Origin of the sequence: Streptomyces niger, from assembly GCF_000718305.1 — a bacterium.
In the GTDB taxonomy this organism is placed as follows: domain Bacteria; phylum Actinomycetota; class Actinomycetes; order Streptomycetales; family Streptomycetaceae; genus Streptomyces; species Streptomyces niger.
This window is the reverse complement of sequence record NZ_JOFQ01000007.1, coordinates 303,787-325,884: the sequence shown is the minus strand read 5'-3', so window position 1 is coordinate 325,884 and position 22,098 is coordinate 303,787. Positions and strand designations below refer to the sequence as shown.

The following is a 22,098-nucleotide window of genomic DNA, read 5'->3' as shown; positions in this document are numbered from 1 at the left end:
GGAGGTCCGCGGGCTGCCATGACGAAGGCGGCGTTCCCCGAGGGGAACGCCGCCTTCGTCTGTCTCCGTGTGCCGGAGCCGGCCGGCTCAGCTGAAGGAGTCGCCGCAGGCGCAGGAGCCGGTGGCGTTGGGGTTGTCGATCGTGAAGCCCTGCTTCTCGATGGTGTCGACGAAGTCGATGGAGGCACCACCCAGGTACGGGGCGCTCATCCGGTCGGTGACGACCTTCACGCCGTCGAAGTCCTTCACGACGTCGCCGTCGAGCGAGCGCTCGTCGAAGAAGAGCTGGTAGCGCAGGCCGGAGCAGCCACCGGGCTGAACGGCCACCCGCAGCGCGAGGTCGTCCCGGCCTTCCTGCTCCAGCAGGCTCTTGACCTTCGACGCGGCCGCGTCGGACAGGATGATGCCGTCGCTGACGGTGGTCTCGTCCTGAACGCTCATCTACATCTCTCCCGGGTTGTACGGACCCCTTGCCCTCGGCAGTAACCGACGGGGCCCCGGATTCATTCCGGGCGGGCTCGAAGTTCTGGGGAATTTTCCATCCCTCTTCATGCTCGCACACCCTGCCGCGAAGGTCAGCGACTGCCGGGGTACGGCCTCCCGGGTGATGCGTCACATCGACGCAATGCCCATCGTCAAACTGACGTGAAGCGGCTATGATAGATAGCGTCATATCGACGAGAAGTAAGTCGTCCGGTGCGAGCACCGGCCCCACTGGTGCGGCTTCGCCGCGTACTTCGATGAAACAGAGAGGGTGCGTGTCGTGACCACCGCCCAGCCCCGTCAGGACCTCGACGTGCAGCCCACGCCGCTCGCACTGCTGCTGCTCGGCCGGGAGGCCGACCCCAAGAGCGAGCGCGGCGTGGAGTGCCCGGGCGACCTGCCCGCGCCCTCCGACCCCGACCTCGTGGAGCGCGCCCGCGCCGCCAAGGAGAAGCTCGGGGACAAGGTCTTCGTGCTCGGCCACCACTACCAGCGCGACGAGGTCATCCAGTTCGCCGACGTCACCGGCGACTCCTTCAAGCTGGCGCGGGACGCGGCCGCGCGGCCGGACGCCGAGTACATCGTCTTCTGCGGCGTGCACTTCATGGCCGAGTCCGCCGACATCCTGACCACGGACGACCAGAAGGTCGTGCTGCCCGACCTGGCCGCCGGCTGCTCGATGGCCGACATGGCCACCGCCGAACAGGTCGCCGAGTGCTGGGACGTGCTGACCGAGGCCGGCATCGCCGAGCAGGTCGTGCCCGTCTCGTACATGAACTCCTCGGCCGACATCAAGGCCTTCACCGGCAAGCACGGCGGCACGATCTGCACGTCGTCCAATGCGAAGCGGGCCCTGGAGTGGGCCTTCGAGCAGGGGGACCGCCGGCAGACCAAGGTGCTCTTCCTGCCCGACCAGCACCTGGGCCGCAACACGGCGGTGCGCGACATGGGCATGTCGCTGGACGACTGCGTCGTCTACAACCCGCACAAGCCGAACGGCGGCCTGACCGTCGAGCAGCTGCGGGACGCGAAGATGATCCTGTGGCGCGGGCACTGCTCGGTGCACGGCCGCTTCTCGCTGGAGTCGGTCGAGGACGTCCGGGCGCGCATACCGGGCGTGAACGTCCTGGTGCACCCGGAGTGCAAGCACGAGGTCGTGGCCGCGGCCGACCACGTGGGCTCCACGGAGCTGATCATCAAGACCCTGGAGGCGGCGCCCGCCGGGTCGAAGTGGGCGATCGGCACGGAGCTGAACCTCGTCCGCCGGCTGGCCAACCGCTTCGCCGCCGAGGACAAGGAGATCGTCTTCCTCGACAAGACGGTCTGCTTCTGCTCCACCATGAACCGCATCGACCTCCCGCACCTGGTCTGGGCCCTGGAGTCCCTCGCGGACGGCAAGGTCGTCAACCGCATCGAGGTCGACAAGGAGACGGAAGACTTCGCGAAGCTGGCGCTGGAGCGGATGCTGGCGCTGCCGTAGCCGTCACACACGTGGGGCCCGTACCGGAGGTCGGTACGGGCCCCACGTGCTGTGCGGATCAGACGCCGGCGGGCTCCGGCGTACGGTCCTCCTCCTGCGAAGGCGCGGCCTTCTTGGCCGCCTTCTTCTCGGCCCGCTTCTCCTTGCGCAGCTCGATGATCGCGTAGAGCGTCGGAACGAGCAGCAGGGTCAGCAGGGTGGAGGTGATCAGGCCGCCGATCACGACGACCGCCAGCGGCTGGGAGATGAAGCCGCCGTCACCGGTGACCGAGAGGGCCATCGGCAGCAGGGCCATGATCGTGGCCAGTGCGGTCATCAGGATGGGCCGCAGCCGGTGGCGGCCGCCCTCGACGACCGCCTCGACCACGCCGTGCCCCTGGGCCCGGTACTGGTTGATCAGGTCGATCAGCACGATCGCGTTGGTGACCACGATGCCGATGAGCATCAGCATGCCGATCATCGCCGGGACGCCCATCGGGGTACCCGTGGCGACCAGCAGGCCGACCGCGCCGGTCGCCGCGAACGGGATCGACACCAGCAGGATCAGCGGCTGGATCAGCGACCGGAACGTCGCCACCAGCAGCATGAAGACGATCGCGATGGCCGCCAGCATGGCCAGGCCCAGCGAGGAGAACGCCTCGTCCTGGTCGGCCGAGACGCCGCCGATCTCTGCGGTCGCGCCCTTGGGCAGGTCCAGATCCTTCAGCTCGGACGTCAGCTGCGTGGTGACCGCGCCGGTGTTGTCACCGGTCGGCTTGGCCGTGATCGTCGCGGACCGGGCGCCGTCGATGCGGGTCATCTGCACCGGGCCCGCCACGGTCTTCACGTCGGCGATGTCCCCGAGCTTCACCATGCCCGACGGGCCGGGCAGCGCCAGCTTCTTCAGCTGCGCCTCGGTGGTGGCCGGGTGCGCCGACTTCACCACGACGTCCCGCTCCGCGTCGTCCAGCAGCGCCTTGCCGCTGGTGGTGCCGCGTACCGCCTGGGCGACGGCCTGGCCGAGGGTGGCCTGGGTGTAACCGGCGGCCGCGGCCTTGCTGTTCGCGGTGACGGAGATCCGGGGCACGCTCTGTGCCAGGTCGCTGGTGACGTCGGTGACGTCGTCCAGGCCCGCGACCTTCTTCCGTACCTGCTCGGCGGCGTCCTTCAGCACGTCCCCGTCGGCGGCCTTCACGACCACGCTCAGGTCCTGGTTGCCGAAGGACTGGCCGGCCGAGACGGTGGTGTCGCCGATGTCCTTGCCGAGCTTCTTCAGCCCGGCCCGCAGGTCCGCGACGACCCGGTCGGAGTCTTCGGCGTCGGCCAGCTTCACCTGGTACGACGCCTGGTTGGCGCTCGCACCGCCGCCGAAGGCCGCCATCATGCCCGAGGAGCCGACGGTGACCTGGTAGTCCTGCACGCCGTCGGTGTCCGCGAGCAGCTTCTCCACCCGCTTCGCCTGCTTGTCGGCGGCGTCGAGGCTGGTGCCGGGCGCCAGCTCCTGCTTGAGGGAGAGGGTGTCCTGGGTGCCCTGGTCGAAGAAGTTGGTCTTCAGCAGCGGGGCCATGCCGAACGTGCCGATGAGGATGACGACGGCGATGACCAGGCTGGTGACCCGGCGCCGGGTCGCGAAGCGCAGCACCGGTACGTACAGCCGCTGCAGGGCGCTGCGGCTCTCCTTCTCCTCGGCGGCTTTGCGGAGCGCCTCCGGGTCGCCGTCCTCGGCGCCCTTCGGGGCGCGCAGGAACCAGTACGAGAGGACGGGGACGACGGTGAGGGAGACCAGCAGCGAGGCCAGCAGGGCCACGGTGACGGTGATCGAGAAGTCGCCGAAGAGGGCGCCCACCATGCCGCCGACCACGCCGATCGGCAGGAAGACCGCGACGGTGGTGAGGGTGGAGGAGGTGATCGCGCCGGACACCTCGCGGACCGCGGTGAGGATGGCGTGCTTGCGCTCCTCGCCGTAGCCCAGGTGCCGCTTGATGTTCTCCAGGACGACGATGGAGTCGTCCACGACCCGGCCGATGGCGATGGTCAGCGCGCCCAGGGTCAGCATGTTCAGCGACAGGTCGCCCGTCCACAGCACGATGAGCGTGATGACGACGGACAGCGGGATGGAGACCGCGGTCACCAGCGTCGAGCGCAGGCTGAGCAGGAAGACCAGGATCACGATCACGGCCATGACCAGGCCGAGCAGGCCCTCGGTGGTGAGGGACTCGATGGACTTGGAGACCTGCGGGCCCTGGTCGGAGACGACCGTGACGTCCGTGTCCTTGCCGAGGTCGGCGCGGATCTGCGGGAGTTTGTCCTTGACGGCGTCGGAGATGGCGACGGCGCTGCCGTCCTGGTCCATGGTGATCTGGACCGAGAGGCTGGGCTTGCCGTTGGTGCGGGTGAGCGAGGTCGGGGTGGCCGACTCCTGCTTCACCGTGGCGATGTCGCCGATGCGTACCGGCGCGCCGGCCCCGGCCTTGCCCGCCGCGGCGCCGGCCGCCGCCGGGGAGACGGTGAGGTCCTTGATCTGCTGGAGCGAGGTCCAGCCGCTGCCGACCTGGACGGTGCGGCTCTTGCCGTCCTCGGCGAAGGAGCCGGCCGGTACGGAGGCGCCGCCCGCTTCGAGGGCCTGGCCGAGCGCCGCCGGGGTGAGCCCCGCCTTGGCGAGCTCGGCGTCGTCGGGGGTGACCGCGACGACCCGGTCGCGGACGCCGTTGACGCTGACCTGGCCGACGCCGTCGATGTCCTTCAGGGCCGGGACGACGCTGCGGTCCAGGCGGTCGGCGAGGGCCTGCTGGTCCTGGCCGTCCGAGGAGACGGCGAGCACGGCGGTCGGCAGGTCGTCGGTTCCGCCGGACACGACCTGCGGGTCGACGTCGTCGGGCAGCTTGGCGCGGGCCCGGTTGACGGCCTGCTGGACGTCGGCGACCAGCGTCTTGGAGTCGTTGCCGTAGTCGAACTCGGCCATGACCACGGCCGAGCCCTCACTGGCGGTGGAGGTCACGCCGGTGATGCCGTCGACCGCCTGGATGCCGTCCTCCAGCGGTTCGACGACCTGCTTCTCGACGACGTCGGGCGAGGCGCCCTGGTACGGCGCCACGACGGACACCATGGGCAGATCGATGGAGGGCAGCAGCTGCTGCTTCAACTGTGGGATCGCGATGGCTCCGAAGACGATCGCCACGATCGACATCAGTGCTATCAGGCCCCGTTGTGCGAGGCTGAGTCGGGACAGCCTGAACATGGGTGGGGTCTCTCTCTTTTGTTCTGAGTTCTGCTTGAACGCTTCCGGCACCGGCCCATGGCGGGCCCGCTTACACCATCCGGCACGCGGAGCGCGTTTTTCCTAGCACCCAGGTCCATTTCCGGGGCCGGGGCGTACCGCGTCCGCAGTACGCCCCGCTCCACCCGCTGCTACACCCGCGGGCGGACGAGTCCGGTTTGGAACGCGATGACCACCAGTTGTGCCCGGTCCCGGGCGCCCAGCTTGGCCATCGCACGGTTCACGTGCGTCTTGACGGTCAGCGGGCTGACGGACAGCCGCTCGGCGATCTCGTCGTTGGACAGCCCGCCCGCGACCAGGACCAGCACCTCGCGCTCCCGGCCGGTCAGCGTCGCCAGCCGCTCGGCGTCCGGGCCCGCCGCGCCGTCCTCCCCGCTGCCCTGCGCCAGGAACCGCGCGATCAGCCCCTTCGTGGCCACCGGCGACAGCAGCGCCTCCCCGGCCGCCGCGACCCGGATGGCGCTGAGCAGTTCGTCCGGCTCGGCGCCCTTGCCGAGGAAGCCGCTCGCGCCGGCCCGCAGCGCCTGCACCACGTAGTCGTCGACCTCGAAGGTCGTCAGGATCACCACGCGTACGTCCGCGAGCTCCGGGTCCTCGCTGATCATGCGGGTGGCGGCCAGGCCGTCCACGCCGGGCATCCGGATGTCCATCAGCACCACGTCGGGCGCCGTGCTGCGGGTCAGCTCGTACGCCTCGGCGCCGTCCGACGCCTCGGCCACCACCCGCATCCCGGGCTCGGAGTCCACCAGCACCTTGAACGCGCTGCGCAGCAGCGCCTGGTCGTCGGCGAGCAGCACCTTGATCGTCATGTCGTCTCCCCCGTACGTCCGGTCTGCAGCGGCAGCCGCACCCGTACCTTGAAACCACCGGCCGGGCGGGGCCCGGTCTCCACCGAGCCGCGCAGCGCGGCCACCCGCTCCCGCATCCCGATCAGGCCGTGCCCGCCGCCGTCCGTGCGCTCCTCGGGCTCCGTCCGGTCACCGGGGCGCGGCCGCGGCGCGGGGGGCCGGCCGCCGCCGTCGTCGAGCACCGTCAGCGTGAGCGCCTCGGCCGAGCGGACGATCCGTACCGTGGCGCGGGCGCCGTCCCCCGCGTGCTTGTGCACGTTGGTCAGCGCCTCCTGGACGATGCGGTACGCGGTCAGGTCGACGGAGGCGGGCAGGCCCTCGGGGCTGCCGGGCGGCAGCTCCAGCTCGACGGGGAGCCCGGCGCGGACGAACCCGTCGATCAGCTGGTCCAGGACGCCGAGGCCCGGAGCCGGTTCGGTGGGGGCCTGCGGGTCGTCGGACTGGCGCAGCAGGCCGACGGTGGCGCGCAGCTCCTCCAGTGCCGAGCGGGACGCCTCGCGGACGTGCGCGAGGGCCTGCTTGGCCTGGTCGGGGCGGCTGTCCATGACGTGCGAGGCGACCCCGGCCTGGACGTTGACCAGCGCGATGTGGTGGGCGACGACGTCGTGCAACTCGCGCGCGATACGCATGCGTTCCTCGGCGACCCGGCGCCCGGCCTCCTCCTCGCGGGTGCGTTCGGCGCGTTCGGCGCGCTCCTCGATGGCGGCCACGAAGGCACGGCGGCTGCGGACCGCATCGCCGGCCGCGGCCGCCATGCCGGTCCACGCGAAGATCGCCAGGTTCTCCTGCGCGTACCAGGGGCGGCTGCCGGTGAGCATCGCGGCGGCGGTGAGGACGAGGACGGTGAGCGCGCCGATCCGCCAGGTGGTGGGGCGGTCGGTACGAGAGGCGACGGTGAAGACCGCGATGACCGAGGCCGCGGCGATCGGCGCGCGCGGCTGGCTGGTGGCGGTCACCAGCTCGGTCAGCGTCATGGCGCAGGTGACGGCGAGGACGCTGCGCGGGTAGCGGCGGCGGAGCACCAGCGCGGCGCAGGCCAGGACGGCGAGGAGGACGGTGGCCGGCTCCAGCGGCCGGTCGCCGAAGCGCGGCCAGTACCGGCGGTGCGGGCCGGCCGCCGCGCCGATCAGGATGGCCGCGAGGACGGCCGCCGCCAGGACCGCGTCGAGCGCGACGGGGTGGGCGCGGAGCCGGGCGAGCAGCGCGGGCCCGGGCCGCGGGCCCTGTCCGGTGGCGAGGGGAGTCACGAGGGGAAACGGTAGCGCCCCGGCCGCCGGCCGCGGCCCGCCGAGGGTGTCGGCGGACGGCGGCCCGGGTGCCGGGGCGCTGCCTGCTGGAAGAAGCCGGGTGGTCGCGGTCCGCGTCGGGCGGGGCCGGATCACCGGTGTGCCGGGCGGGTCAGCCCGGGATGAGGCCGTCGTCGCTGAGCATCTCGCGGACCTCTTCGAGGGTGGCGTCGGGGCCGGGCAGGATCAGTTCGGAGGGCTCCAGGGAGTCCTCGGGCAGCGGCTCGCCCAGTCGGCGCACGGCGTCGAGCAGCGCGCCCAGGGTCCGCCGGAAGGCGTCCTGCTCGCCGCGCTCCATCTCGGCGAGCAGTTCGTCGTCCAGCTTGTTGAGTTCGATGAAGTGGCTGTCCGCCACCCTTACCTGCCCCTCGCCCATGATCCGTACGATCATGACGGTCTCCTCTGGTCCGGTCCGGCGTCCCGATGAGGCTATCCGCGTCCGCCGGTCACTGCTTGTCGAAGCGCGGCTGGTCCTGCTGCGGCGCCTGCTGGGCCTGGCCGCCCTGACCGCCCTCGATCGCCTGCTGCCCGCCGGCGCTGCCACCCGCCAGCTCGGCCTTCATGCGCTGCAGCTCCAGCTCGACGTCGCCGCCGCCGGAGATCCGGTCCAGCTCGGCCGTGATGTCGTCCTTGGCCATGCCGGTCGGGTCGTCCAGCGCGCCGGACGCCAGCAGCTCGTCGATGGCACCGGCCCTGGCCTGCATCTGCGCGGTCCGGTCCTCGGCGCGCTGCACGGCCAGGCCGACGTCGCCCATCTCCTCGGAGATGCCGGAGACGGCCTCGCCGATCCGGGTCTGCGCCTGGGCCGCGGTGTAGGTGGCCTTGATGGTCTCCTTCTTCGTACGGAAGGCGTCCACCTTGGCCTGGAGGCGCTGCGCCGCGAGGGTGAGCTTCTCCTCCTCGCCCTGCAGCGTCTGGTGCTGCGTCTCCAGGTCGGTGACCTGCTGCTGCAGGGACTGGCGCCGGGAGAGCGCCTCGCGGGCCAGGTCCTCGCGGCCGAGCGCGAGGGCCTTGCGGCCCTGGTCCTCCAGCTTGGACGACTGGCCCTGGAGCTGGTTGAGCTGGAGCTCCAGACGCTTGCGGGAGGTCGCGACGTCCGCGACGCCGCGGCGCACCTTCTGGAGCAGCTCCAGCTGCTTCTGGTAGGAGTAGTCGAGGGTCTCGCGCGGATCCTCGGCCCGGTCCAGGGCCTTGTTGGCCTTCGCGCGGAAGATCATCCCCATCCGCTTCATGACACCGTCGCTCATGGGCCTCGCGCGCCCCCTTCTCACCGAGTTACTTCGGGCTTCGGCTCCAGCACATCTACAGACCCCACAGTACGGGCCCCGGTTCCATTACCGCACTGCTTGGACCCGGATGTGCTCCTCCTGCAGGACGATCACGCAGCTCCTTCTCTCAGGCGCAGGGAGTAGGTGGGGTACATGTACCCCGCCCGGCCGTTGCCGGATCGTTCCCCTCGGGCTCTGGCCCACCGAGGGCGACCGCGTACCCTTGGGTCCTGTGTTCCGAAGCCGTTCGAAGGAAGAGCAGGCCGCGACCTCCAAGGTGACCGCGGACCAGCCCCAGCAGCCCCGCGACCCGCAGGCCCCCAAGGGCCGCCCGACGCCCAAGCGCAGTCAGGCGCAGTCCCAGCGCCGCGCCCGCGCGCAGTCGGCGCCGGCCAACCGCAAGGAGGCCGTCAAGGCCCAGCGGGAGGCCCGCCGCGCCGACATGGCCAGGCAGCGCGAGGCGCTGGCCAAGGGTGACGAGCGGTACCTCCCGGTCCGGGACAAGGGCCCGGTCCGCCGTTTCGCGCGCGACTACGTCGACTCGCGCTGGTGCGTCGCGGAGTTCTTCCTCCCGGTGGCCGTGATCATCCTGGTGCTGACCATGGTCCGGGTGCCGCAGATCCAGAGCATCGCGCTCATCCTGTGGCTGGTCGTGATCCTGCTGATCGTGCTGGACTCGATCGCCGTGTGGATCGGCCTCACCAAGCGCCTCAAGGACCGCTTCCCGAACGAGAACCTCAAGGGCGTCAAGCCGTACGCCCTGATGCGCACCCTCCAGATGCGCCGACTGCGACTGCCCAAGCCGCAGGTCAAGCGGGGAGAGCGGCCCTGAGCACCGCTTCCTCCGGCTTTGCCGGAGGGGCCGAACCCTGGCTGGGCAAGCTGGGGGGACTCCGGAACACCGTCCGGCAGGAGCTGATCGCCCGCCAACTGGAGGAGCAGATCTCCGCACGGTTCCCGGTGGGCCAGCGGCTGCGCGTCCTGGACGTCGGCCTCGGCCAGGGCACCCAGGCGCTGCGCCTGGCCCGCGCCGGGCACGACATCACCGGCCTGGAGCCCGACCCCACGATGCTGGCCGCGGCCCGCACCTCACTGGCCGGCGAGCCGGCCGGCATCCAGGAGCGGGTCCGGCTGATCGAGGGCGACGGCCGGGACACCGGCGCGCACTTCCCCGCCGGCACCTTCGACGTGGTGCTCTGCCACGGCGTCCTGATGTACGTCGACGATCCCGACCCGATGCTGGCCGGGCTCGCCCGGGTGCTGGCGCCCGGCGGCCTGCTGTCCGTCCTGGTGCCCAACGCCGACGCACTCGCGCTGCGCCCGGGACTCTCCGGCGACTGGGACACCGCGTCGGAGGCCTTCGACTCGCCGCGCTACAAGGACCGGCTCGGCCTCACGGCCCGAGCCGACCGGCTGTCGACGCTCACCGCCACCCTCGCCGGGATCGGCGCCCCGCTGCACGCCTGGTACGGCGTACGGCTCTTCACCGACCTCGCGGCCGACGACGCGGTGCCGCCGCCCGCCGAGGAGCTGACCCGGCTGCTGGCCGCCGAGGAGCGCGCCGGGCGCACCGACCCGTACCGTGCGGTGGCGGCCCTGCTGCACGTCTGCGGCGTACGCGGCTGACAACACGACGACGAGGGGCGCCGAGGGGCGCCGAGGGACGACGAGGGACGACGAGGGACGACGAGGGGCGCCGAGGGACGACGAGGGGCGCCGAGGGACGACGAGGGGCGCCGAGGGACGACGAGGGACGGCGAGGGACGACGGGGGACGACGAGGGGCGGCGGGCCCGGAAGCCCACCGCCCCTCTGCCGTGCCGTGTCGGCGCTCAGGCCTCCGCGGCCTCCGCGCCCTCGTCCGCGTGCAGGCTCATCGGACCGTAGACCTTCGCCCCGTCCTCGAAGAGGGTCACCTGGTCCACACCGCAGTCCAGGAGCGACTTCCACTCCTCGCCGATCCAGGACTCCGCGTCCCCCTGCGTGGAGAAGTCCTCCGGGTCCGTCCCCGCACCGGCCTCGGTACCGTCGGCCTTCTCGAACCGCCACGTCCACGCCATGTCCGCCTCCTGGTCCCACCGGGTACGTGCTTGCTCGTGCTGGTGCCGTGCAGTGGTCATGCCCTGTTCTGCCGCTCAGGTGTCATGTCCCGTCGTACTGATCAGCAGCCTAACGGCCGTGTCGAGACGTCCCCCCGCGCGCCCGGCGGCCACGGACAGGAGAAAATCGGCGGGTGGAACTGACACTGCTCGGCACCGGCGCCCCCGAAGGGCTGCCCCGCCCCGGCTGCCCGTGCGCCTCCTGCGCCGGCGCCACGGGCGGCGCGGCGCGGGCGGCCACCGCACTGCTCCTGGACGGCGCCCTGCTCCTCGACCTCACCCCGGGGGCCGCCTTCGCCGCGGCCCGTGCAGGCCAGTCGCTCACAGGGGTGCGGCAAGTGCTCCTGACGCACCCGCACGAGGGACCCGCCGTCGAGGTCCCCACCGGCGTCCCCCAGCCGGGCCGGGTCGCGGACGGGCGGGAGCTGGCGCTGCTGGACGGGCACCGGGTGCGGGCGGTGGCGGTGGACGTACCGGGCACCGGGTACGAGATCGGCGGCCCGTACGGCGAGCGGCTGCTGTACCTGCCGCCCGGGGCCGCGCCCGCCGGGGCCGCCGGGGTCACCGGGGCCACCGAGGGCAAGGGGCCCTACGAGATGGTGGTGCTGGACGTGCTCGGGCGGCCCGACGCGCTGGCCCGGCTGCGGGCGAGCGGCGCCGTGGACGCGACGACCGACGTGCTCGCGGTGCACATCGACCACGACACCCCGCCCGGCGCAGAACTGCACCGGCGGCTTGCGGCGCTGGGCGCCCGCGCGGTGCCGGACGGCACGTCGCTGCTGGTCGGCGAGTACCACGCGGTGCCCGACCTGCCGCGCAGGACGCTGGTGCTCGGCGGCGCGCGCAGCGGCAAGTCCGTCGAGGCCGAGCGGCGGCTCGCCGCCTTCCCCGACGTGCTGTACGTCGCGACCGGCGGGCTGCGGGACGGCGACACGGAGTGGGCGGCGCGGGTCTCCGCGCATCGCGAGCGCCGCCCGGCCTCCTGGCGGACCGCGGAGACCTGCGACCTGGTGCCCCTGCTGGCCGGCGAGGACGAGGCCGGTGACGGGCCCGGAGCGGAGAAGAGCGCCGCGTCCCCGCTGCTGATCGACTGCCTGTCCCTGTGGCTCACGCACGCCATGGACGAGGTGGGTGCCTGGGACGACGAGACCTGGGCGAACGGCGGCGAACGGGCGCTGCGGGAGCGGACGGACGAGCTGGTGGCCGCGGTGCGCGCCACCCGCAGGCCGCTGGTCGCGGTCAGCAACGAGGTCGGCTCCGGGGTGGTCCCCGCGACCCCGGCCGGACGCCGCTTCCGCGACGAACTGGGCCGCCTGAACGCCGCGTTCGCCGCCGAGTGCGAGCACGTCCTGCTGGTCGTCGCGGGCCAGGCCATTACGCTGCGCGGGTGACGCGCGGGGACGCCCGCCCGTGTCCCGCTTGCCGGACGGCGCCGCGTACCGTCATCTGGCGGCATGGAACCGCCCTCCGACGGCGCCCCGCCCGTGGGCCCCACCCGGCGCACCCGGCTCACCCCGCAGACCTGGCGCACCCGCCCCGCCGGCCCGGCCGCGCGCCCGGCCGCCGGCCGGTTCGACGAGGCCGTGCGCCGGTACCTGCGCGACCGCCCGCAGGCCACGGTCGTGGCGCTCGGCGAGGGCCTGGACCCCGGCTTCTGGCGGGTGGACAACGGGCAGCTGCGCTGGCTGACCGTCGAGGAGCCGGCGACCGCCGCGCTGCGCCGCATGCTGCTGCCGGACGGCCCGCGGTGGCGCACCCTCACCGGGCGTGCCACCGCGCCCCATTGGCCCGCCGCCGTCGCCCGCCCCGCCCTCGGGGTCCTGGTGCTCGCCTTCGGGCCGCCGCCCGCCGCGGAGGGGCTGCAGGAGCTGTGCGCGCTGTGCGCCCGCCGGCTGCCCGGCTCCACGCTGCTGCTGGACGCCCCGCTCCGACACCTCGCGGCCGCCGTCGACGACCGGCCCGGCGTCCGGACCCTGCATCCGCCAGGCGCCCGCGAAGCCGCCGCCCCCGCCCTCACCGAGTTCCGCTTCGGACGCTGACCAACTCCCGCACCGGGCCGTACACGGTCGCGCCCCGGCCGCCCGCGCGCACATACGCCCGCGGACCTCGCACCCGTCGGCCCCAGGGCGTACGGGCAGCCGCGTACGGGGGCCGCCCGGCGGCCGTACGCGGTCGTGCCCCGGCCGGCCGCGCGCCAGGTGGCGCGTTGCCGGTAACCTGCGCCGAATGAGCGCCCTGAACCTCGATGACTTCGCGAACCTGATCGAGCGTCCCGACGGCGGCCGGCGCCGGGACGCCGAGGAGCGGCGCGAGCGCCGCCTCGTGCAGCCGGCCGCGCTGGGCCGCCTCGACGAGCTGGGCGACTGGCTGGCCGCCGTCCAGCAGCAGGTGCCGGTCCGACCCCTGGACCGGGTCCGCACCGTGCTGTTCGCGGGCGACCACGGGGTGGCGGAGCTGGGCGTCTCGGGGCGCGCGGCCGGCAGCGCCACCGACCTGGTGCGCGCCGTGCTGGACGGAACGAGCCCGGCCGCGGTGCTGGCGCGCCGGTTCGGCGCCGCGCCGCGCGTGGTCGACATGGCACTGGACTGCGACCCCGCCGAGCTGCCCGAGGACGTCACCCGGCACCGGGTCCGGCGCGGCTCCGGCCGGATCGACATCGAGGACGCGCTGACCGCGGAGGAGGCCGAGCAGGCGTTCCGTGCGGGCATGCTGATCGCCGACGAGGAGGCGGACGCCGGCACGGACCTGGTCGTGCTCGGCGACCTGAGCGTCGGCGGCACCACGGCGGCGGGCGCGCTGATCGCCGCGCTGTGCGGCACGGACGCCTCGGTGGTCACCGGGCGCGGCGGTGCCGGCATCGACGACCTCGCCTGGATGCGCAAGTGCGCGGCGATCCGCGACGCGCTGCGCCGGGCCCGTCCGGTGCTCGGCGACCAGCTCGCGCTGCTGGCCGCCACCGCCGGCGCCGACCTCACCGCGGCCACCGGCTTCCTGCTGCAGAGCGCGGTCCGCCGGACGCCGGTGATCCTGGACGGCGTGGTCTCCGCGGCGTGCGCGCTGGTGGCGCAGCGGATCGCGTTCCGCGCGCCGGACTGGTGGCTGGCCGGCCAGGCCAGTGGCGAGCCCGCGCAGGCCAAGGCGCTGGACCGGATCGCGCTCACGCCGCTGCTCGACCACGGCGTGACCGCCGGCGAGGGCACCGGCGCCCTGCTGGCCCTCCCCCTGGCCCAGGCGGCGGCGTCGCTGGCGGCGGAGCTGCCGGTGCGCGAGCCCGCGGCCGAGGACGCGCCGGAGCAGGCCGCCACGGACGGCTGACCTCCGCTCACGGGTACGGGCTCCGCCGGGCGGGCCGAGGTGCAGATCACGAGCGGCCCGCTCAACCTCCCGCCGCGTGGACCGGTCTAGTCCTACGGTCGGCGCAGCATGGCGCGGACCCGGTACCGCCCTGCGGGGGAGGTGCCGCCCCACGTCCTCGCCCGGTGGTGCGCCGTCGACCCGCTCATACGTGATCGCCTCGAACGCGCCGTGCGCGCCGAATGGGGGCCGCTGCTGGCGGCGCTGCGGCCCGCGCTCGGCGCCGGAGTGCTGCGCGCTGTCCCGATGACGCTCGCCGCGCTGGCCCTCACCGCGTTCTGCCAGTTCGCACAGCACCAGCACTGGGGCTACCGGGCCGTCCAGCAGCTCGGCGCCGTACGCGCGGACCAGCCGCTGTGGACCGGGCTGCTGCGTACGCCGCTGTCGCTCTTCGTGCCGGCCCTCGACCTGCCCGTGTGGGGCGCGCTGGCCCAGATCCTGGTGGTCTTCGGCATCGCCGAGGTTGTACTGGGGCGGCGCCGGATGCTGCTGATCGCCTACGCCGCCTCGCTCGCCGGGACGCTGTACGCACGCGTGGGGGTGGCCCTCGGGCCGGACGTCCCGTTCGGGCTGCCGGCCGCGGACGGGCAGGTCGTCGACGCCGGTCCGTCCGCCGCCGTGGTCGGTCTCGCGGTGGCGGTGTGCTGGCGGTACCGGGCGTGGACGACGGGCGCGCTGGTGGTGGCCGCGATGGTCGCCGAGGTCGCCCTCGCGCCCAACCTCGCGGGCCGGGAGCATCTCGCGGCCATCGTGGCGGTACTGGCGGGCTGCGGGGCGGCGGAGGCCCGGGCGGCCGCCGCGCGCTGGCCGCGGGTTAGCCTGCCGCGATGAGCACCGCCCCCACCGAACCCCCCGCAGGCCCCCCGACCGCCGCCGACGCGCTGCGGTTCGCCTTCGGGACGCTGACCGTGCTGCCCGTGCGGCTGACCCGCTGGGACCGGGCGACGGCCCGCGGCGGCATGCTCTGCGCGCCGGTCGCCGGGCTGGTCGTCGGGGTGTGCGCGGCGGCGCTCGGCACGGTCCTGCTGCTGCTCGGCGGCGGCCCGCTGCTGGCGGCCGTCGGCACGGTCGCGGTGCCCGCCGCGCTCACCCGCGGCCTGCATCTGGACGGGCTGGCGGACACCGCCGACGGGCTGGGCAGCGGCAAGCCGGCGGCGGACGCGCTGCGCATCATGAAGCAGTCCGACATCGGCCCGTTCGGCGTGATCGTGCTGCTCCTGGCCCTGCTCGCGCAGGTCGCCGCCGTGTCCGAGCTGTACGCGGCCGGCTGGGCGGCGGGCGCGGTGGCGGCGGTGGCCGGGGCGGTCACCGCCCGGCTGGCCCTCACGCTCGCCTCCCGCACCGGCGTGCCGGCGGCCCGTCCGGAGGGGCTGGGGGCCGCGGTCGCCGGGACGGTGCCCGGCCGGGTCGCCGCCGTCGTGGCCGTCCTGGTGCTCGTGGTGGCCGCCGCCGCGGGGCTCGGGGCGTACGGCGGGCCGTACGGGGCGCTGCACACCGCCGTCGCGGTGCTGCTCGGCCTGGGCGCCGCCGAGCTGCTGCTGCGGCACTGCCGGCGGCGGCTCGGCGGGGTGACCGGGGACGTCTTCGGCGGGCTGGCGGAGACCGCCGGGCTGGTGACCGTGGTCGTCCTGGCCCTCGGCTGACGGCCGTGCCCGCGCCGGCCCCCGGCCGACGCCCGGGTCAGCCGGTCAGCAGGTGCGCCGCCAGGCCGTCAGGTCCATCTTCTTCTCCAGCGAGCTGAGCTTCAGCTTCTCGGACGTGGCGCAGAAGCGGTCCGGCGACAGCTCGTACTCGACGTGGAAGACGGCCTTGTCGGCGCGGATGAACGGGGTGAGCCGGTCGCACTCGCCGTACTGGGCGCACTGCTCGTTCACCGCGAAGTCGAAGTCCTTCACCAGCTGCGGGATCTGGTCGAGGTCGTTCTTCAGGCCGACCGCCATGCCGCGCTCGTGCGCGAGGCGGGCCACCATGCGGTTGAATTCCAGCTGGTCGGCGGCGGTCAGCGGGAAGCCGGAGCGGTTGCGGTAGCCGTCGACGTTGTCCGGCTCGATCGCGTCGAAGCCCTTGTCACGGCACATGTCGAAGCGCTTCGCGAGCAGCGGCTCCAGCACGTCGGTCCGGCGGATGTCCAGCCAGCGCTCGCCCTCCCAGCCGTTGGACCGGCCGATGACGGACTTCGGGAAGTCCTCGGCGTCGGGCCGCCAGTCCTCCCAGGCGCCGACGCTGAGGTAGCAGATCACCTTGCGGCCGTCGCGGTGCAGCCCTGCGACGGTGGCCTTGGTGTGGTCGAAGCCCTCGATGTCGTAGACGGGCGCGTCGACGGTGCGGTCGAGCCGGCCGGTCAGCTGCCACTGCCAGTCCGTACCGGGTTTCGGCTGCCACCGCTCCCCCGCCGCCCGGTCCTTCGTGCCGCCTTCCCCGCCCCCGTCCCCGACCGGTGCCGTGCCGCAGGCCGTGACGAGGGCGAGCACCAGGCCCGCCGCGCCGAGCAGGAGGGGCGCCCGGCGGGTGCCGCGCCGGACGCGGGTGCGGCCGGGCCGGCGGGGACGGCGGGACAACAGTCTTCGGGCGGTTGCGGGTCGTTCCACTGAGGGGTGCTCAACTTTCCTGTGATGCAGTCGTGCGCGCGGGTACGCGTCCGTCCTGAGGGACGGTGATCGGTACCGGACGGTTGCCCGGGCCGGCGCCACGCCCCCCGGCAGGAATCCGTTTCCCGCCCCGATGTCATCCAAGTGACGGTAAAAACGGCGGAGTTCATGGCAACGGGCCGCATTTCGGCCGGTCGGCCCGGGGAAAGGTATGGCATCGGGCGGGACCGGGCAGGGCACCCGAGCGTAGGCTCGGCGCCAGCGGCGCCACGAGCGCCCATGGATTCCCCGGACGGAACAGGACCTTCAATACCGTGACTGCACTGACCCTCAGTACTTCTTCCGCCGCGACGCTGCGCGCGGACGCCGTCGTCGTCGGCCTGGCCAAGGGCGACAAGGGCCCCGTCCTGGCGCCCGGCGCCGAGGCCGTGGACGCGGCCTTCGACGGCAAGCTGGCCGACGTCCTGGAGACCCTGGGCGCGAGCGGCGCCGAGGGCGAGGTGACCAAGGTCCCGGGCGGCTCCGGACTCAAGGCGCCGGTCGTGCTGGCGGTCGGCCTGGGCGAGGCTCCGGCCAAGGGCGAGGGTTACGACAACGAGGCGCTGCGCCGCGCCGCCGGTGCCGCGGCCCGCGCGCTGACCGGTTCCAAGAAGGGCGCCTTCGCGCTGCCGGTCGAGGACGCCGACGCGGTGGCCGCGATCGCCGAGGGCGCGCTCCTGGGCTCGTACAGCTTCACCGCGTACCGCAGCAACGGGGACGCCAAGAAGGGTGCGGCCGACAAGTCCGCGCCGCTGGCCGACGTCGCCGTCCTGGGCGCCAAGCCGCGCGACAAGGCCCACAAGGCCGCGGCCGAGCGTGCGCAGGCGGTGGCCGCGGAGATCAACCGCGCCCGCGACCTGATCAACACGCCCTCCAACGGCCTCACCCCCAAGACCTTCGCCGCCGAGGCGCAGGCCGCGGCCAAGGAGTACGGCCTCAAGGTCGAGGTGCTGGACGAGAAGGCCCTGAAGAAGGGCGGCTACGGCGGCCTGATGGGCGTCGGCCAGGGCTCGGAGAACCCGCCCCGCCTCGTCAAGATCAGCCACACCCACGCCAAGGCGAAGAAGCACCTGGCGCTGGTCGGCAAGGGCATCACCTACGACTCGGGCGGCATCTCCCTGAAGCCGGCCGGCCACAACGAGACGATGAAGTGCGACATGAGCGGCGCCGCCGCCGTGTTCGCCGCGGTCGTCTCCGCGGCGCGGCTGAACCTCCCGGTCAACGTCACCGGCTGGCTCGCGCTGGCCGAGAACATGCCCTCCGGCACGGCCACCCGCCCCGGCGACGTGCTGACCATGTACAGCGGCAAGACCGTCGAGGTCCTGAACACCGACGCCGAGGGCCGCCTGGTGCTGGCCGACGCGATCACCCGCGCCTCCGAGGAGGCCCCGGACGCGATCGTCGACGTCGCGACGCTGACCGGCGCGATGGTCGTGGCGCTGGGCAACCGCACCTTCGGCATCATGGCCAACGACGACGCCTTCCGTACCTCGATCCACGAGATCGCGGAAGAGGTCGGCGAGGAGTCCTGGCCGATGCCGATGCCGGCCGAACTGCGCAAGACCCTGGACTCCCCCGTCGCCGACCTCAAGAACATCGGCGAGCGGATGGGCGGCGGCCTGCTGGCCGGCGTCTTCCTGAAGGAGTTCGTGGGCGAGGGCATCGCCTGGGCGCACCTGGACATCGCGGGCCCGGCCTTCCACGAGGGCGCGCCGTACGGCTACACCCCCAAGGGCGGCACCGGCTCCGCGGTCCGCACCCTGGTCCGGCTGGCCGAGCGCACCGCGGCGGGCGACCTGCTCTGACCTGCGGCGCAGACAGCTTTTCCGGGGCCCCGGGCGCTGCGCCCGGGGCCTCTCGCGCGCGCGGACGCCGCTGTTCGCTCTCGACGAAATCCGTACGGTCGTGCGGCCGGGTACGCGGTCCGGGCAGCCGATCGGCGGGCCCGGAGCCCGGCCCGCCGTCCCGTCCGTGTTCAACAAGTGCGAAGATGGGGCCTGGCAGGACAGGGCCCCCCTTACCCAGGGCCGAAGTAGACAAGCGGCCGAACAACAGCCGCCGTCCGGTCATCGGAGACCGGCTCCGGCGTATCCATGCATGGAGGACGTGACGTGGCGAACGACGCCAGCACCGTTTTCGACCTAGTGATTCTCGGAGGCGGTAGCGGCGGCTACGCGGCTGCCCTGCGCGGGGCGCAGCTCGGCCTGGACGTCGCCCTGATCGAGAAGAACAAGCTCGGCGGGACCTGCCTGCACAACGGCTGTATCCCCACCAAGGCGCTGCTGCACGCCGGTGAGATCGCGGACCAGGCCCGTGAGGCCGCCCAGTTCGGTGTGAAGACCTCGTTCGAGGGCATCGACATCGCCGGGGTCCACAAGTACAAGGACGAGGTCATCTCGGGCCTGTACAAGGGTCTGCAGGGCCTGGTCGCCTCCCGCAAGGTGACCTACATCGAGGGCGAGGGCCGGCTGTCCTCCCCCACCTCCGTCGACGTGAACGGCCAGCGCGTCCAGGGCCGCCACATCCTGCTGGCGACCGGCTCCGTGCCGAAGTCGCTGCCGGGTCTGGAGATCGACGGCAACCGCATCATCTCCTCGGACCACGCGCTGACGCTGGACCGCGTGCCGGAGTCCGCGATCATCCTGGGCGGCGGCGTCATCGGCGTCGAGTTCGCCTCGGCGTGGAAGTCCTTCGGCACCGACGTCACCGTGATCGAGGGCCTCAAGCACCTCGTCCCGGTCGAGGACGAGAACAGCTCCAAGCTGCTGGAGCGCGCCTTCCGCAAGCGGGGCATCAAGTTCAACCTCGGCACCTTCTTCGAGAAGGCCGAGTACACCGACAACGGTGTGAAGGTCACCCTCGCCGACGGCAAGACCTTCGAGGCGGAGGTGCTGCTGGTCGCGATCGGCCGCGGCCCGGTCTCGCAGGGCCTCGGCTACGAGGAGGCCGGGGTCGCCATGGACCGCGGCTACGTCCTCGTCGACGAGTACATGCGGACGAACGTGGAGACCATCTCCGCCGTCGGCGACCTCGTTCCCACGCTCCAGCTCGCGCACGTCGGCTTCGCCGAGGGCATCCTGGTGGCGGAGCGGCTGGCCGGTCTGAAGACCGTGCCGATCGACTACGACGGCGTGCCGCGCGTGACGTACTGCCACCCGGAGGTCGCCTCCGTCGGTATCACCGAGGCCAAGGCCAAGGAGCTGTACGGCGCCGACAAGGTCGTCGCCCTGAAGTACAACCTCGCGGGCAACGGCAAGAGCAAGATCCTCAAGACCGCGGGCGAGATCAAGCTCGTCCAGGTCAAGGACGGTGCCGTGGTCGGCGTCCACATGGTCGGTGACCGTATGGGCGAGCAGGTCGGCGAGGCCCAGCTGGTCTACAACTGGGAGGCACTGCCGGCCGAGGTTGCGCAGCTCATCCACGCGCACCCCACGCAGAACGAGGCGCTCGGCGAGGCCCACCTGGCGCTGGCCGGCAAGCCCCTCCACTCCCACGACTGACCCCCAGTCCGGGCGCGACCACATCCGCACCATTCGTTAGGAGCAACAGGAACCATGGCGGTTTCCGTAACCCTTCCGGCGCTCGGCGAGAGCGTCACCGAGGGCACCGTCACCCGCTGGCTGAAGGCCGAGGGTGAGCGCGTCGAGGCCGACGAGCCCCTGCTGGAGGTGTCGACCGACAAGGTCGACACCGAGATCCCCGCCCCCGCTGCCGGCGTCCTGGCGTCCATCAAGGTCGCCGAGGACGAGACCGTCGAGGTCGGCGCCGAGCTGGCCATCATCGACGACGGCTCGGGCGCGCCTGCCGAGGCTCCGGCCCCGGCCGCCGCCGAGGCCCCCGCCGCGCAGCCCGAGCCCGAGGCCGCTCCGGCCCCGGCCGCCGAGGCCCCCGCGGCTCCCGCCGCCGGCTCCGCCGAGGGCACCGACGTTGTCCTGCCCGCGCTGGGCGAGTCGGTCACCGAGGGCACCGTCACCCGCTGGCTGAAGGAGGTCGGCGAGTCGGTCGAGGCCGACGAGCCGCTGCTGGAGGTCTCGACGGACAAGGTCGACACCGAGATCCCCGCCCCCGCTGCCGGCACCCTGCTGGAGATCGTGGTGGGCGAGGACGAGACCGCCGAGGTCGGCGCCAAGCTCGCCGTCATCGGCGAGAAGGGTGCCGCCCCGGCCGCCGCGCCGGCCCCGGCCGCTCCGGCTCCGGCGCCCGCCGCCGAGCAGCCCGCCCCGCAGGAGGCCCCGAAGCAGGAGGCGCCGAAGCAGGAGGCCCCGGCCCCCGCTCCGGCCCCGCAGCCGGCCGCTCCGGCTCCGGCTCCGGCCGCCCAGCCCGCCCCGGTGGCCCCGGCTGCCCCGGCCGGTGAGCCCGACGGCGCCTACGTCACCCCCCTGGTCCGCAAGCTGGCCCAGGAGAACGGCGTGAACCTGGGTTCGGTCCAGGGCACCGGCGTCGGTGGCCGCATCCGCAAGCAGGACGTCATCGCCGCCGCCGAGGCCGCGAAGACCGCTGCCCCGGCTGCTGCCGCCCCGGCCGCCTCCGCCGCGCCGAAGGCTCCGGTCCTGGAGGCCTCGCCGCTGCGTGGCCAGACGGTCAAGATGCCGCGGATGCGCAAGGTCATCGGCGACAACATGATGAAGGCCCTGCACGGCCAGGCGCAGCTGACCTCCGTGGTCGAGGTGGACATCACCAAGATCATGCGGATGCGCGAGAAGGCCAAGGCCGGCTTCGCGGCGCGCGAGGGCGTCAAGCTGTCCCCGATGCCGTTCTTCGTCAAGGCCGCCGTCCAGGCGCTGAAGGCCCACCCGGTCATCAACGCCCGGATCAACGAGGACGAGGGCACCATCTCCTACTTCGACTCCGAGAACGTCGGAATCGCGGTGGACAACGAGAAGGGCCTGATGACCCCGGTCATCAAGGGCGCCGGCGACCTGAACATCGCGGGTATCGCGAAGAAGACCGCCGAGCTGGCCGGCAAGGTCCGCGAGAGCAAGATCAGCCCGGACGACCTGTCCGGCGCGTCCTTCACGATCAGCAACACCGGTTCGCGCGGTGCGCTGTTCGACACGGTCATCGTGCCGCCGAACCAGGTCGCCATCCTGGGTATCGGTGCCACCGTCAAGCGTCCGGTGGTCGTGGACCACCCGGAGCTGGGCGAGACCATCGCTGTGCGCCACATGACGTACCTGTCGCTCTCCTACGACCACCGTCTGGTGGACGGCGCCGACGCCGCCCGCTACCTGACCACGGTCAAGCAGATCCTGGAGGCCGCCGAGTTCGAGACCGAGATCGGTCTCTGATCCCGCCCGGTCGTCAGCAGGTGTGACGAAGGGGACGGCCCCGGTTCGTACGAACCGGGGCCGTCCCCCGTTGCGTCCGCGCAGATAATGAACCGTTGGCCTGCCCGTCC

Annotated in this window: 19 protein-coding genes; 11 read left to right on the top strand and 8 right to left on the bottom strand. The window is 73.1% G+C overall.

The window, feature by feature from the left end; genetic code table 11:
* Positions 1-87: 87 nt before the first annotated feature.
* Positions 88-441: an iron-sulfur cluster insertion protein ErpA gene (gene erpA / locus IF20_RS15725; RefSeq protein WP_006606077.1), complete on the bottom strand. Its 354-nt coding sequence runs from the start codon at positions 439-441 to the stop codon at positions 88-90.
* Positions 442-754: 313 nt separating this feature from the next.
* On the opposite strand from erpA, the gene nadA reads away from it, so the two are divergent.
* Entirely contained in the window at positions 755-1,963 is a 1,209-nt protein-coding gene (nadA, locus tag IF20_RS15720) for a quinolinate synthase NadA (RefSeq protein ID WP_052865774.1), read from the top strand.
* A gap of 58 nt (positions 1,964-2,021) precedes the next feature.
* On the opposite strand, the gene IF20_RS15715 is transcribed toward nadA, so the two are convergent.
* From IF20_RS15715 to IF20_RS15695, 5 genes are all read right to left on the bottom strand, one after another.
* A complete protein-coding gene (locus IF20_RS15715; RefSeq protein WP_052865773.1) occupies positions 2,022-5,180 on the bottom strand; it encodes an efflux RND transporter permease subunit in 3,159 nt (1,052 codons plus the stop codon).
* A gap of 170 nt (positions 5,181-5,350) precedes the next feature.
* Positions 5,351-6,028, bottom strand: a complete 678-nt coding sequence (locus IF20_RS15710; protein WP_052865772.1) for a response regulator — start codon at positions 6,026-6,028, stop codon at positions 5,351-5,353.
* Positions 6,025-7,314: a sensor histidine kinase gene (locus tag IF20_RS15705; RefSeq protein WP_052865771.1), complete on the bottom strand. Its 1,290-nt coding sequence runs from the start codon at positions 7,312-7,314 to the stop codon at positions 6,025-6,027. The genes IF20_RS15710 and IF20_RS15705 overlap by 4 nt, the downstream gene beginning before the upstream one ends.
* 151 nt (positions 7,315-7,465) lie before the next feature.
* Positions 7,466-7,744, bottom strand: a complete 279-nt coding sequence (gene pspAA, locus IF20_RS15700) for a PspA-associated protein PspAA (RefSeq protein ID WP_052865770.1) — start codon at positions 7,742-7,744, stop codon at positions 7,466-7,468.
* A 55-nt stretch (positions 7,745-7,799) separates the two neighbouring features.
* Positions 7,800-8,585 (bottom strand): PspA/IM30 family protein, encoded by a 786-nt coding sequence (locus IF20_RS15695; protein WP_052865769.1) that lies wholly within the window; start codon positions 8,583-8,585, stop codon positions 7,800-7,802.
* Between the two features lie 268 nt (positions 8,586-8,853).
* On the opposite strand from IF20_RS15695, the gene IF20_RS15690 reads away from it, so the two are divergent.
* Together IF20_RS15690 and IF20_RS15685 are read left to right on the top strand one after the other, a co-directional pair.
* Positions 8,854-9,453: a DUF3043 domain-containing protein gene (locus IF20_RS15690; protein ID WP_052865768.1), complete on the top strand. Its 600-nt coding sequence runs from the start codon at positions 8,854-8,856 to the stop codon at positions 9,451-9,453.
* Positions 9,454-9,503: 50 nt separating this feature from the next.
* Positions 9,504-10,247, top strand: a complete 744-nt coding sequence (locus tag IF20_RS15685; RefSeq protein ID WP_110944227.1) for a methyltransferase domain-containing protein — start codon at positions 9,504-9,506, stop codon at positions 10,245-10,247.
* Positions 10,248-10,452: 205 nt separating this feature from the next.
* On the opposite strand, the gene IF20_RS15680 is transcribed toward IF20_RS15685, so the two are convergent.
* Positions 10,453-10,680 (bottom strand): hypothetical protein, encoded by a 228-nt coding sequence (locus IF20_RS15680; protein ID WP_052865767.1) that lies wholly within the window; start codon positions 10,678-10,680, stop codon positions 10,453-10,455.
* 173 nt (positions 10,681-10,853) lie between these two features.
* Here IF20_RS15680 and IF20_RS15675 point away from each other — a divergent pair, with 173 nt between their 5' ends.
* The 5 genes from IF20_RS15675 to IF20_RS15655 all read left to right on the top strand — a co-directional run bounded on the left by IF20_RS15675 (position 10,854) and on the right by IF20_RS15655 (position 15,716).
* Positions 10,854-12,110: a bifunctional adenosylcobinamide kinase/adenosylcobinamide-phosphate guanylyltransferase gene (locus tag IF20_RS15675; protein WP_052865766.1), complete on the top strand. Its 1,257-nt coding sequence runs from the start codon at positions 10,854-10,856 to the stop codon at positions 12,108-12,110.
* Between the two features lie 63 nt (positions 12,111-12,173).
* Complete coding sequence (locus tag IF20_RS15670; RefSeq protein WP_052865765.1) at positions 12,174-12,758, top strand: hypothetical protein; 585 nt, start codon at positions 12,174-12,176, stop codon at positions 12,756-12,758.
* A gap of 187 nt (positions 12,759-12,945) precedes the next feature.
* Positions 12,946-14,034, top strand: coding sequence for a nicotinate-nucleotide--dimethylbenzimidazole phosphoribosyltransferase (locus IF20_RS15665; RefSeq protein WP_052865764.1), 1,089 nt, complete (start codon positions 12,946-12,948; stop codon positions 14,032-14,034).
* Positions 14,035-14,142: 108 nt separating this feature from the next.
* Positions 14,143-14,904 carry a hypothetical protein gene (locus tag IF20_RS39195; protein WP_234426666.1) on the top strand — a complete coding sequence of 254 codons (762 nt, stop codon included), beginning with the start codon at positions 14,143-14,145 and terminating at the stop codon, positions 14,902-14,904.
* The gene (locus IF20_RS15655; protein WP_052865763.1) at positions 14,901-15,716 is read left to right on the top strand and encodes an adenosylcobinamide-GDP ribazoletransferase; all 816 of its coding nucleotides are present in this window, start codon (positions 14,901-14,903) and stop codon (positions 15,714-15,716) included. The genes IF20_RS39195 and IF20_RS15655 overlap by 4 nt, the downstream gene beginning before the upstream one ends.
* Before the next feature lie 45 nt (positions 15,717-15,761).
* Here IF20_RS15655 and IF20_RS15650 read toward each other — a convergent pair whose 3' ends face one another.
* Positions 15,762-16,547: an endo alpha-1,4 polygalactosaminidase gene (locus tag IF20_RS15650; RefSeq protein WP_052865946.1), complete on the bottom strand. Its 786-nt coding sequence runs from the start codon at positions 16,545-16,547 to the stop codon at positions 15,762-15,764.
* Positions 16,548-16,975: 428 nt separating this feature from the next.
* Between IF20_RS15650 and IF20_RS15645 the strand changes: the two genes are divergently transcribed.
* The 3 genes from IF20_RS15645 (at position 16,976) to sucB (ending at position 21,988) form a co-directional block, all read left to right on the top strand.
* Positions 16,976-18,505 carry a leucyl aminopeptidase gene (locus IF20_RS15645; protein ID WP_052865762.1) on the top strand — a complete coding sequence of 510 codons (1,530 nt, stop codon included), beginning with the start codon at positions 16,976-16,978 and terminating at the stop codon, positions 18,503-18,505.
* A gap of 306 nt (positions 18,506-18,811) precedes the next feature.
* Positions 18,812-20,200 (top strand): dihydrolipoyl dehydrogenase, encoded by a 1,389-nt coding sequence (gene lpdA, locus IF20_RS15640; protein ID WP_052865761.1) that lies wholly within the window; start codon positions 18,812-18,814, stop codon positions 20,198-20,200.
* 54 nt (positions 20,201-20,254) lie between these two features.
* Positions 20,255-21,988 carry a 2-oxoglutarate dehydrogenase, E2 component, dihydrolipoamide succinyltransferase gene (sucB, locus tag IF20_RS15635; RefSeq protein ID WP_052865760.1) on the top strand — a complete coding sequence of 578 codons (1,734 nt, stop codon included), beginning with the start codon at positions 20,255-20,257 and terminating at the stop codon, positions 21,986-21,988.
* Positions 21,989-22,098: the final 110 nt, after the last annotated feature.